Origin of the sequence: Paenibacillus sp. FSL H3-0321 (genome assembly GCF_038002865.1) — a bacterium.
Taxonomy (GTDB): Bacteria; Bacillota; Bacilli; order Paenibacillales; family Paenibacillaceae; genus Paenibacillus_AQ.
The window spans coordinates 2,084,493-2,097,119 of record NZ_JBBODH010000001.1; the positions used below are offsets into that span (position 1 = coordinate 2,084,493).

The 12,627-nt window shown below is 49.3% G+C and carries 8 protein-coding genes; all 8 read right to left on the bottom strand.

The genetic code is table 11. The annotated features are described in order from the left end of the window. Positions 1-26 precede the first annotated feature (26 nt). The 8 genes from MHI45_RS09235 to MHI45_RS09270 all read right to left on the bottom strand — a co-directional run bounded on the left by MHI45_RS09235 (position 27) and on the right by MHI45_RS09270 (position 12,614). Positions 27-944, bottom strand: coding sequence for a carbohydrate ABC transporter permease (locus tag MHI45_RS09235; RefSeq protein ID WP_340897070.1), 918 nt, complete (start codon positions 942-944; stop codon positions 27-29). A 38-nt stretch (positions 945-982) separates the two neighbouring features. Further along, positions 983-1,909, bottom strand: a complete 927-nt coding sequence (locus tag MHI45_RS09240) for an ABC transporter permease (RefSeq protein WP_076114341.1) — start codon at positions 1,907-1,909, stop codon at positions 983-985. A gap of 92 nt (positions 1,910-2,001) precedes the next feature. Then, positions 2,002-3,522, bottom strand: coding sequence for an ABC transporter substrate-binding protein (locus MHI45_RS09245; protein WP_076114342.1), 1,521 nt, complete (start codon positions 3,520-3,522; stop codon positions 2,002-2,004). A 166-nt stretch (positions 3,523-3,688) separates the two neighbouring features. Beyond that, positions 3,689-5,206 carry a response regulator transcription factor gene (locus MHI45_RS09250; RefSeq protein ID WP_076114343.1) on the bottom strand — a complete coding sequence of 506 codons (1,518 nt, stop codon included), beginning with the start codon at positions 5,204-5,206 and terminating at the stop codon, positions 3,689-3,691. Then, complete coding sequence (locus tag MHI45_RS09255; RefSeq protein ID WP_340897069.1) at positions 5,199-6,878, bottom strand: sensor histidine kinase; 1,680 nt, start codon at positions 6,876-6,878, stop codon at positions 5,199-5,201. Before MHI45_RS09255 ends, MHI45_RS09250 begins: the two co-directional genes overlap by 8 nt. Positions 6,879-7,218: 340 nt before the next feature. Continuing rightward, positions 7,219-10,011, bottom strand: a complete 2,793-nt coding sequence (locus MHI45_RS09260; RefSeq protein WP_340897068.1) for an endo-beta-N-acetylglucosaminidase — start codon at positions 10,009-10,011, stop codon at positions 7,219-7,221. Between the two features lie 404 nt (positions 10,012-10,415). Further along, on the bottom strand, positions 10,416-11,543 hold the full coding sequence (locus MHI45_RS09265) for a glycoside hydrolase family 88/105 protein (protein WP_341118987.1): 1,128 nt from the start codon (positions 11,541-11,543) through the stop codon (positions 10,416-10,418). Between the two features lie 30 nt (positions 11,544-11,573). Next, complete coding sequence (locus MHI45_RS09270) at positions 11,574-12,614, bottom strand: alpha/beta hydrolase family protein (RefSeq protein ID WP_341118988.1); 1,041 nt, start codon at positions 12,612-12,614, stop codon at positions 11,574-11,576. Positions 12,615-12,627 lie beyond the last annotated feature (13 nt).

Consider the following 12,627-nt stretch of genomic DNA (forward strand, 5'->3'; position numbering starts at 1 on the left):
TCCCCACACCCGCTCTCCTGTTCTGTCTATTCTTTAACTGCACCTACGGTAAGACCTTGGATGAAATAACGCTGGAAGAATGGATATGCAAAAATGATCGGACCTGTGGCAAGCACCACCATGGCCATACGCGATGTATCCTGAGGCATCGAACGCAGCGCCTCCAGACTAAGCGAACTGTTTTGCGAGTTTTGCAGGATAAATTGCATGCTGGTCTCAATCCGCATCAGCATCGACTGCAGCGGCACCAGATCGGGATTATCAATATAAAGCAAGGCGTTGAACCAGTCGTTCCAGTACCCGAGCGTGCTGAACAGTGCAATCGTAGCCAGGCCGGGCAGCGACAGCGGCAGAACAAGGGTAAGGAAAACCCGGAATTCGCCGGCCCCGTCGATTTTCCCGGACTCAATAATGGCATCCGGCACGCTGGTGCTGTAGAAGGTACGCAGAATCATAATATAAAAGGCATTGACGGCCAGCGGCAGAATCAAAGCCCAAATGCTGTCCTTCAATCCAAGAAACTGGGTCACGACAATATAGGTCGGCACCAGCCCCCCGTTAAACAGCATCGTGAAGAAGGCGAAGAACGCGAAGAAATTGCGGTATTTAAAGCTTTTACGTGAAATGGCATAGGCGTACAGCGCAATAAACAGCAGGCTGACAATGGTGCCGATCACTGTTACAAAGATAGTCACCCCGTACGAACGGAGTAAAGTGTCACCTGAATCAAAGATATATTGATAGGCACCAATGCTCCATTTAGAGGGGATTAACTTGTAGCCCTCCCGGGCAAGCGCTCCTTCATCGGTGAACGAGATGATCACCACAAACAGAAACGGAAAAATACAAAGAAAAGCAAAAGCGCCGGCAATGCAATTAAAAATGATGTTCCATCCTTTAGACAGCTGATGGAAGTTGCGCGCTTTAGCAGGATTTGCAGACATAGGATTCCCTCACTTTCCTTCATTGACCTTTCATTGACCTAGAATAAGGCACTGTCCTTATCGAATCTCCGCACGATGTAATTGGAGGTAATGACCAGAACAAAACCAACCACTGATTGATACAAGCCCGCAGCTGTGCTCATGCCGATCTCACCGGTCGTCTTGAGTCCGCGGTACACATACGTATCGATAACATTGGTCACGCTGTAGAGCGTCCCCGAATCTCTTGGCACTTGATAGAACAGTCCGAAATCCGCATAAAAAATCTTTCCGATCGCAAGCAGGGTCATTATGGTGATAATCGGGCTGAGCAGCGGGAGCGTGATGTTGCGGATCTGCTGGAATTTGCTTGCTCCGTCGATCATCGCCGCTTCGTACAGCGACTTGTCAATACCCATGATCGCGGCCAGATAGACTACGCTGTTATATCCTACTGCCTTCCACAAGTACACGAAGATAAGAATAAAAGGCCAGTATTTCGATTCTGAATACCATGAAATGTGGCTTCCGAATATTTCGTTCAGCAATCCCCGCTCCGAGCTGAGGAAGCTGAAAGCAAAGTAGCCCACGACCACCCAGGACAGAAAATACGGCAGGAACATTCCCGTCTGATACAGCTTGGCCAGCTTTTTATTGGCAATCTCAGAGAGCACTACCGCCAGCAGCACCGATAAGATCAGTCCCACCACGATAAAAGCCATGTTATACAACAGTGTATTGCGTGTAATCAGATACGCATCGTTCGTAGTGAATAAGAACTTGAAGTTATCCCAGCCAACCCACTTGCTGTTTACGATGCTGGCCAAGAACCCGTCCCGGCTGAAACGGTATTCTTTAAAGGCAATGACCGTCCCGATCATTGGCAGATAGGAGAAAAATAAAAACCATAACGTACCCGGAAGAACCATGAACAGCAGTACTTTATTTCTCACAACATCTCGGGTTGTATTTCGAATTTTACCCATAATACTTATTCCTCCTATCCCGCAAAGATCAATGTCTTCATAATCAAAAGACCGGGCAAAGTCTAATCACCCGCCCGATCTTGAATAAGTTTCTACTTATTGTTCGCTGCTTTCCAGGCATCAAGCTGTGATTGAGCTTCAGTAATAATTTTATCCAGTCCGGCAGCCTTGAACTTTTCATTGGCTTTGGCCAGATATTCTTCCGGATCTACCGCTCCCGTCATGAGCGGGGCCCAGAATTCCTCTTTAACATTTTGTACCGCCGCGATTTCATTGGTTATTTTCGACGTATCGAAGTTGAACCCGAGCAGCGGCGCGTTAATGCCGGCATCGTTAAATTTCTTGAACTCTTCCCATTTGTTTTCAGGATCGCCCTCGTTCAAATAGTTGATCATGATGTTGCCGAGTGAAAAAGTAGGCATATCATAGTTCTTCGCATCCGGCAGATTCTTGACCATGTTGTCGCCGACCTTCTCGTAATGCACGCCTTCAATACCGGAATCAATCATATTGCGCAGTACAGGGTCTGTGTTCAACAGATTAAGGAATTCCATCGCTTTCTCAGGATGTTCGGAGTTGGCGGAGATGGCCTGCATGGAGCCCATGACGGACCAGTTGTAGATGTAAGGCTGACCGGCTGGAGTGGAGACCACCGGATAACCGTAGCTTGCGGACCACAGATTGTCGGCCAACGGCTGGGTAGCCGCACGGTCCGTGAACCATTTGCCTGATTTGTACAAGTCATCAACCGATGAGGTGGTTGCTACTTCTGGAGAGATATAGCCTGCCTTATAGAATTTGCGAACCGTTTTAAGGGCTTCTTTAATTTCAGGAGATTCCAGGATATTTACTACCTTGTAGTCCTTGGTGTCCATATATACGGCCATCGGCATTTTCTCGATAATGTAATCGAAAGGCATGACCGGCATAAAGTCCTTGACCATTGCGTATGGAGTCACTTCCGGTTCATTTTCTTTGATCGTTTTCAGCAGAGGCTCCAGACCTTCCATAGTTTTCACGTTGGTGATATCCAGCTTATATTTGTCCAGCAATTCTTTATTGAAGCGGAATACCTCTTGTGCCGGAAGCTCTTTATTCGCCGGAACAGCGTAATTATGGCCGTCGACTTTGGAGCCTTCAAGGAAGGCGGGATCAATCGTATCCTTAATACCTTTTCCTTGTTTATCCAGCAGTTCATCCAGCTGCATAAACGCACCCTTACGTGCATTCTGCACATAATCAAAAGCCCAGGAACAAGTAAACAGAATATCCATAGGCTCACCTGAGGCGACCATGACTTGCATTTTTTGCGTGTAATCCCCGAAATCAATCATTTTCATATCAATTGTTGCATTGATTTTTTCGAGCGTGTATTTGTTAACTTCCTCAAGCACTTTATCTAAATCCTTCTGCGGTGCTCCAATGGTATACCAGGTCAACTCTACGGGTTTCTCAGAACTTCCCGTTTCTGTCGCGGTGTTGTTGCCCGCCTTGTTCTCCCCATTGGTGTTAGTTGTTTTGTTGTTGTTATTGCCTCCGCAAGCGCTTAACGTTAGAGAAAGCGCTAACAACGATGTCAGCAATAAGGAGAAGCTTTTCTTTTTCTTGCTCATCTGCTGTACCTCCCTTTTTATTAGCTTGGGAATCCAGACCTGCCTGTTATCACCGGCAACCTGTTTCCTTAAGCTCTGTCTCCATTTTATTGAATGAAAGCATTTTCAAATAGAAGATAAACTATATAAACTGATGTATAAAATAAAGAAAAATAAAGGGCAACCGTTAGAGCAGCCCTTTGAATTCAGTCGGAGAAATGCCTACATACTTTTTAAATTGCTTGTAAAAATAGCCCATCTCCCAATAACCTACATTTTTCGCGATTTCATGAACCTTGCAATTCGTCGTGCGAAGCTGTTCCTTGGCTTTCTCAATCCGGTAACGGTTCAGATATTCCGCAAAAGATTCACCGACTGCTTTATTAAATAGCTGCCCTAAATACACCGGATGAATATTGAACGAATAACCCAGCTTTTTCAGGGACAGATCCTCGCCATAGGATTTCTCAATGTAGTTCAGCACCTGATTGACCACCGGGCTTTTTACCTCGCGCTCCAGCAGCTCAATGACTTTTTTGGCCGTATTCTTCAAAGCCACAGACAGCGCCGGGAGGGAATTCGCCGTTCTGATGGAGGTCAATACATCCGCAATGAGCTCCCGCTCCATCTCGCTTCGGATATCCTTGATCAGCATGCGGAAATACAGAATCCAATCCAGTGCGATCTCCTGAAGCAGGTCAGGCGTGATCCCTTCCATCCGCTCCTCTGACAAATACGAGTCAATTCTCTCCATTAACGCTGGCGTATCCTTGGAGATGATTAACTTCGTATACTCGTTCCAGTCCTCCGGCAGGCTGTCTTTTAAATCTTTCTTGCGCTCCTTCAATTGTTCATAATAGATTAGCTTGCGCTCCGGATGGATTATCAAAAATTCCAGCGCCTGTTTTGCTGATTCATAGCTTAGGTGAGCAGCGTTTTCCGTCTCCTCTATCGCTCCAACAGCAGCGCGAATCCGCAGATCAGAAGGACAGGTGCCGATCATTCTCTTTAGAATGGCATCCATTTCCGCAGTCCCGGCGTCTTTGTCCTCAAAATTATGTACGAGTACAAAATCATTATCGGCGTCCCAGAAGGTGAAGAACCAAGGGTTGCTCTCAGCCAGCGCAGCGGTATTCACCTGAAATGATTCCGTTTCCATCTCTGTCTGAATCAAGGCTACTTGAATAAACCGCTTATTGATCGGCAAGCCAAGCAGCTGCAGCCGCTCCGACAGTTCGTTCCGGTCAATCTGATTCCGCATCCAGCGCAGCAGCATATTATCCTTGAGTACGGATGCCGTATACTGTGACCACTCCATATCTACTCTGGAGACATTCAGCTTCTCGACGACAGTTTCCAGGGTACTCTGGAATTCCGCCAGGTTAATCGGCTTGAGCAGATAGTTCTCAATTCCCAGAGACAAGCCCTCTTTGACGTACATGAATTCATCATATCCGCTGAGCACAATCACTTTTATTTCCGGGCGGAATTTTGTTACGGCACGAATACACTCCAGTCCTGACATGACAGGCATGGAGATATCGGTAATCAGAATATCAGCAGGCACTTCCCTAAGCATATCCAACGCTTCCTGTCCGTTCTCGGCTTGGCCGACAATCTCCAGCCCGAGCAGCTCCCAATCCAATATGTCGCGCAACCCTGTAAGTATGAACGGCTCGTCATCCACAATAAACACCTTATACATGGTTCATTTCCTCCTCGCCGGGATAGGGATAAGTAATGATGACTGTTGTACCCGCTCCCGCTCCTTCTTCACTTATAAGCTCGATGCCATAAGGCTTTCCGTACATTAGCTTAAGGCGGTCATGAATGCTCCGCAGACCAAACGACTCCGATTCGGACACCCCGTCGTCTTGCTCCAGACCCTGCCGAAGCCGGCTCAGTTTCTCCTCCGCGATGCCCCGGCCATTGTCACTAACGACGGCACGGATTACTCCTTCCTGTGGATAGACGCTGATGTTAATCCAGTTATCCTTCTGCCCGGTCCGCATTCCGTGCAAAATATAATTTTCGATGACCGGCTGAAGCGTCATTTTCAACACCGGCAAATTCTCCAGCTCCTTCTCGCATTCGATCGTATACGCGAAGCGGTCTGTGTAGCGGATCCGGAACAATTCCAGGTACATCTTGCATGCCTCCAGTTCATCCTTGAACGTATACCTGGCTTTGGGCCGGACATAGGATTTGAACAAGACGGACAGGCTGTAGATCATATCGCCCACGTCTTTGGCGCCGCTGGAAACGGCACGCATGCGGATGACTTCCAAGGTGTTATAGAGAAAATGCGGATTCACCCGTGCTTCAAGCGTAGCGATTTCGGTACGTTTTTGTTTGATTTCAGCTTTAAACACCTTATCAATATACTGGTTCAATTCGTCCAGCATGTCGTTGAAGCTTTTAGCGATCTGTCCCAGTTCATCTTCCCGGCTATCCGAGATTCGCGCATTGAGATCCCCGTTTTTCACCTTGCGGGTAAAGCGGATAATGCGATGTGTCCTTTTGGCGAAACTGGAAATGAACATAGCCGGCAATAATACCGCGAACAAAATACATACGGCAGCTATGGTAATGATCGTATTGCGGGCACTGCTGTACGTTTCCTCAAGCTCTTGCTTGGAGATAAGGCTGACTACCGAATAACCGGCTTGGCTCTGGGTCAGGCGGGTAGCCACCATACCGTCAAGGGATATATCCTCATCGGAAGTCATATCTTGCAATTTCAGATATTTTTTACCGTATTCTTTGCCGGAGGTATCGAACAACACATCATTTTGAGCGGAAAGCACAAGAATGGTGCCTTTGAAATCCTGCTGATAATTCTTCATGCTCTGCCAAATGGAAGCGGAATCAAAATACACGAGCATCTGGCCAATATTGCGCAGCGATGCCTTATTGCTGATGGGAACACGCACCGAGAACATCGGCGACCGCTGCATTCCGAGGCTCTTAAGCACCCAGATATTCGGAATGGAAACATTGCTGGCCTCATCCAGATACATCGTATCCGGGACAAACGAATGGGCGGCATTGGTTGACACCATATCAAACTGCCTGCGGTTGCTGTAAAAATACATTACCTGCTGGTTGGCGCTGTACAACATCAAGCTTCTGATATCCGGGTCATCGTCGATTTTATTCTGAAAATATTGCACAACATCGGAATTCGACTCGTTCGAGATAAAAAAACGGTCCAGGCGGTGCTCGACATATTCTCCGAAAGGATTTTCCAGCAGAAAGGTGGTATTGCTGGCCAGATCCCCATCCCGGTATACATCCCGCATGATGTCCTGGACGGATTGGTACTTGTGCTCGACATAGTTGCTGACGCTCTCCATCGTCTTTCGTTGAATATCCATCTGCCTCTGCACCGCAGATTGTGATATCAGCATCAACATGAGATAGGAAAAAACTATAATGCTGGCAACGAATATGCACGACACAATCAGAATAAAACGCAAAAATAAATTATCTTTAAAATACCTGCGATACAGGGTTTCTCTCCGCATAAGCAACCCTCCTTGATATATTGTCTATTGTCGAAATCAAGTATATCATGTCGTTTTTTCTGGAACACAGGAGAAATATACCTTTCTTTGATACTGAAGAGGCGCCCGCCTCCCCTTGTTGAAGCCAGGGGGGCAAGCGCCTTGAGGATTGCTTCATTTCAGAAAATCCATTCCCGTCAACGGCAAGGTTCTATTTGCCCCGGAGATATAACGGCTCTGAACGATTGCCGCTGTAATCTTCCATAACCGCTGTTACCACACGCGCGGTCGAGGTAAAGGAAAGGCTTGCTTTGGTCGTTCTTCCCCGGATAATCATCGGCTTATCACCTGAACTGTACGTGGTGGGGAAGGATTTGGCTACGCCGTCCTCATAAATGTAAAGGTAGCGCCAATCCCTGCTGCTTGGCATCGGCAGGTTCAGTGTATTTCCTGTCCATGACCAGTTCCCGGCATAGGGTTCGGAAATTGTATCGGTGAACCTGCCGTTATAAGTAACCGTATTCGTTTGACCCGCCTTCAGAGTAACTGTAAACTCATCACCGTTAACCGGCATTTGCCCGAAAGATGCGGACGTGCTGCCCTCCGGCAATACCTTTTGCGCGGTTACGGGCTGCGGAGTCGTAATCTGGTTAATGGAATTCACAGTCACTGTAATACTGCCGGAAGACGGCTGCGGGTTCGTCCATTTGACGACGAATTTACCGTCAGCACCGCCCTCTGTTCCGATGCCCGAGACTGCTGAATTCAGGTCAAAGGATACCGTTGCGGCTTCACCTTCCAGTCCGTCCGCTCCAACCGCGGCCACCTTAACCACTCCGGATTTGGCAGGCAGTTTTTTAATATAAAAGGTCTCGTCGTACTTTCCGCCCACATAGACATCATTCACATATACATTGTACTGCTTAACCTTCGAATAATCGGAATTGAGGCTCCAGTTCATGTACATCTCATTCGTGTTGGGAAGCAGTTGGGTAATCTCCAGACCAGCCGGAGGTGCAGGCTGGACTGCCGAACCGTCATAAATCCGGATCTGGCCAACGTTCACCTGATAGTTGGTTATGGTTTTCTGACCCGGTGTGAAGACCAGTCCGAAAGCAGCGATTTTTTTGCCGGCATATGCGCTTAAATCCAGCTCTTTGGTCACCCAGCCCGCGGTTTTCTTTCCGCTGTCCGGAAGGGGAACTTTAACCACGACCGCCGGCTGATCCTCGAAGATGATGCCTGCTTGCGTTACAGACTGATCATCGGCAGAAGGTTTATTGTACGTGACCGACATTTTGGAGCCGGAGTTCACGCTCAGGTCGCTTTTGTATAAACGCAAGAAGTTTTCCTTGGAAAGATTACCGTTCACAGCCAAGGAACTCCCCCCGTTATAGCCTCCCAGCTGTTGATAGCTCAGGCGGTTTGTTCCCGAAATATCATATTCGGTACCGTAGTCGTAATCAACCGTTAACCGGTTGCCTTTGGTGTCCTGCCACCACTGCCAGGTTACCGGCACATCCTGCAGACTCATGTTGGACCATTCATCAGGATTCGAGATCTTTCCGTCCACATAATAGGACAGCCCGTGCCCGGTGTTGAAATTGGTGTAGAAATTGGAATTCTTAAGCACAGAACGTTCCGAGATGACCGAAGCAATCCCCGGCCAGTATCTGTTGTCCGCGTAAACATCCGCAACGGTGTTTGTTGCCGATTTCGCCGTGTTTTTCGGGTCCACATTCGGACCGGACCACCAGAGCTGCTCCCGAAGGTTGGTCATCCATTGATAATTGTTCTCCGACCGGTGGGAAACCGGCCAGGATAGTCCCATATCCTCATCCAGGCCGGCATGGACGAAATCTGCCCCCAGTGTGGCAAGGCTTAGGCGGGGAAGTCCGTTGTTCAGCTTATTATTGAGCGCCGTCCCTTGAACACTTTTAAACCGGTCTCTGCCTGCTTCCAGACCGGCAAAACCGACATCGGACAAGTTGAAGTTAGTTCCGGCCGAACTATTCAGTTTATTTAAGTATGCAGCCGCACTGTTAATCTGTGTATTTCCGACGCCATAATCAAAGAAATAGGAATCTGCAACGTTCTCACCGGCTGCTTTGTCGTACAGAAAGGAGATGTTGTTGTCATTGATTGTTCGGGCAAATTCATTTCTACCTGTGGATGAATTGAGGGAATCGTACCATTGTATATACAGCCCGTTTTTTTGGAGCGTCTTCACAAAAGCGATGTAATCCGAAATGTCTGCTGGCGCTACATTGTTAGGGCTGATTTCCTCCTGATTGATGAAATAACCGTCATAGCCGAAGTAATGCGCCATTTCGATCAATTTCTCAGCCACCGGAAATTTCCCGGTTTGATCCTTTACAAGCATTTGCTTGTAAGTCTGCTGCCCCCGGTCATTGTCAGAGAAAAATATCCCGGCCAGGGACATCACCCCATTTTTGTGCGCCGCATCGGTATAGGTCGGGTTGGGAATATTCAATATCCCGAACTCAAACCATTTCTGCTGCCAGTCTTTCTGCGCCAGCTCGTCGTAATATTCTGGCGGTGTATAGGCAGTCGCCGTGCCGTGCCAGTAGGAATAATAATCAATATATTGCCAGTAGTTGAAGTGATACTGGGCAAACTTGTTGGTATAAGGGGCATTCTCGATAAAGGCGTTGCCATAGTCCCCGGCAACTGTAATCATTTGCACCTTAGGATCAAGTTTGGGATTAGCCTGTGTAGCGGCAAGTGGAGCAATACGCTGCTGCAGGGGCACACGGGATCTGAGAAGCGCTGCATAAGGATCTGTTTCAGGACTCCAGTCCGCGATTTGATTGCTGGTATAGCCGTGAACACTCGGTTGATTCTTGCCATGAGCGCTTTCATTCTTGAACGGCCACGTATCTCCCGCCAAGGCAGTTTGCGGCAGCAATGTAACCAGAAGCGCTGCGCCTACAACCGCCGAAGTCAGTTTTTTAAGCTTTTTAGTTCGGGCATAAGATACCATTGTCCACTCTCCTCATTTTGGTTTAATCCTTGGATCACCTAATTCAGCAATGGTGGAATTGCAAGCGTATTCACAATAGCCTGAACCTTATCACCTCTTTTTTTAGATTTGATGCACATCTAATATAACGAATATAATGTTGAACCCCATAGGAGATAAATTAAAGATGTACTAGACAAATTAAAGGAAAATAATCTCTTGGGGACACCTTGTAATATCCAAATCATAAAAAAAACAGCCCAACCATTCACTTTCATCACGAATGATTGGACTGCAGCTATAATTATTGACCCGGTAAATTTAAAACATGATTTTCAGTTTCCGCCGCACGCACCAGACCTACATATAATACAGGGACTTGGCGGCTTTCCCGCGCGTAACCGGCAGCTAGCTCCAGATGGACTTTAAAGGCTATCGCGATACCCCTCTACTTCCAGGGAAGCCAGTAAAAACGGCGCCACTCCCATAGCTGCATCAGACACCATAGCCTCGGAAACGTAGTAATCGTAGGAGCCGTTGCGGTCCTTGCTCAAACCCGCTCCATGACAGATCTTGTGCAAATGAACACCCTGTTCATCCTCTGAGGTCAGATGGGCCAGGATGCCTTCATAACCTTGGAGCATGACGTCTTTAAAAGAGGGCTCCAGATAGCGCAGCCTCAGCCCCTTGGCCATCGCATACACAAGCATGCAGGAGCCGGAGGCTTCGAGATAATTGCCCTTCCGTCCCGCCTGATCCAGTACCTGGTACCAGAGGCCGGTCTTTGCGTCTTGAACCTCTGCTAGTGCGCCGCACATCCGCTGGAAGATCCCGATGATCGTTCCCCGCTGCGGATGAGTAACCGGGAAATGCTCCAGGCAGTCCACCACAGCCATCGCATACCAGCCCATCGCCCGGCTCCAGAAATGGGAGGACAAGCCGGTGGACGAGTCGGCCCATTCCTGCTCCCGGGATTCGTCCCAGCCGTGATAGAGCAGACCGGTACGGGGATCGCGGGTTCTGCGCTCCACCAGCAGCAGCTGATGGGCCGCCTCGTCAATCAATTCAGGGCGCTGAAAAACTTTGCCGTATTCCGCAAGGAAGGGTGATGCCATATAAAGCCCGTCCAGCCACATCTGGAAAGGATACACCTTCTTATGCCAGAATCCGCCTTCGGAGGTGCGGGGATGCCCGATAAGCTGCGCAGCCAGCAGGTGCGCAGCTTCGGCGTAACGCGTCTCTCCGGTTTGCTGATACAACCGGAACAGATTTTTGCCCTGGTTGATCTGGTCCAGGTTGTATTCCTCCAGCGTATAGGAACGGATCGAGCCGTCCTCCCCGATGAAGCTGTCCATATGCCGCGTCATAAACGAGAGATATTCAGGCTCTGCGAGCTGGACTCCGGCACGTGCCATAGCCATCAGCAGCATACCCGGGACATAGGCCCATCGTTCCAGCACGTATTCGTCCTCCCCTTGCCCGTTGCAGGCTCCGAGAATTGTATCCGCGATTTTACGGGACCAACGTCCGGTTGTTGCTTCAGTTATACTCATCGCTATTCCTCCTGTCGCTTGTGTATCTAGCTAAGTTTGACTTTCAGTACCGCAAAGCTGCTTCAGCAGCCAGGCAAATGCCGGTTCACCGTGAATCTCATGCCCTCCTGCAAAAAAGTCCGCCTCGACCTGACCGCCACTGCCCGAGGCAGTGTAAATCTGCTGCAGTCTGGCCAAAGCCAGCTTTACTCCGTCCGGGCCAAACAGATGATCAGCGTCTCCTGATTCCAGGAATAAGCCGCGCGGTGCAATCAGGCCCAGCAGATCCGGCATTTCCGCCTCCAGCAGAATACCGGGAATATAATTATCCAGGCAGTGATTCCGCGTCAGAATGCTGTCCGCGAACGTATTGGCATACCCGCTTACAACTGCACAGGCAATCCGTTCGTCAAGCGCAGCGGTGAAACCTGCTACCAATCCGCCGCCGGAAATGCCCATAATTCCGATACGTTCGCTCCTAACCTCTTCCCTTGTCTGCAAATAATCCAGTGCCCTCATGGTTTCGTAGATACGGTAGCCGGCCATCGTCTGACCAGCCATCAGCAGTGCCGAGGACAGGCGGAAGCAGGAATTGCGCCCGGGCTCACCGCTGGCGAGATCCTCCACAAGGCGCCTGTCGCCAAATCCCAGCAGCTCGGGTGCGGCGACTACGAACCCCCGTTTCACCAGTGAAACGGCAAAATCCTTATGCAGTCCCGGATCCCCTTCGCGATCCGAGCCATCCGGCTGCAGGCCGGTGATCTCCCGGCTGCCGTAGCCATGACCATGAATGGCAAGAACTGCGGGCGCGGGAGAAGACAGCGGCTGCTCCGGGATCAGAAGATAGAGCGGCATGCGCAGCCCTTCATAGGTAGTGATCTCGATCCGTTCCCTTGTATACCCGTTACAAATCGTCCGTTCCATAAGAATGGGCTGAAGCTGGGCGGGCCTCTCCGGGAACCCGCCCAGCCGTCTGGCGAGGCCTGCCGCCAGACCGACCCGCCATTGCCCGTAGGGAATGTCCGTACGGAAAGCGGAGCTGCGCGGTGCAGAATCGGTCAGCTGTTTCATGTATTGTTCCAGTGGTTCCATCCGAAGTTATCCT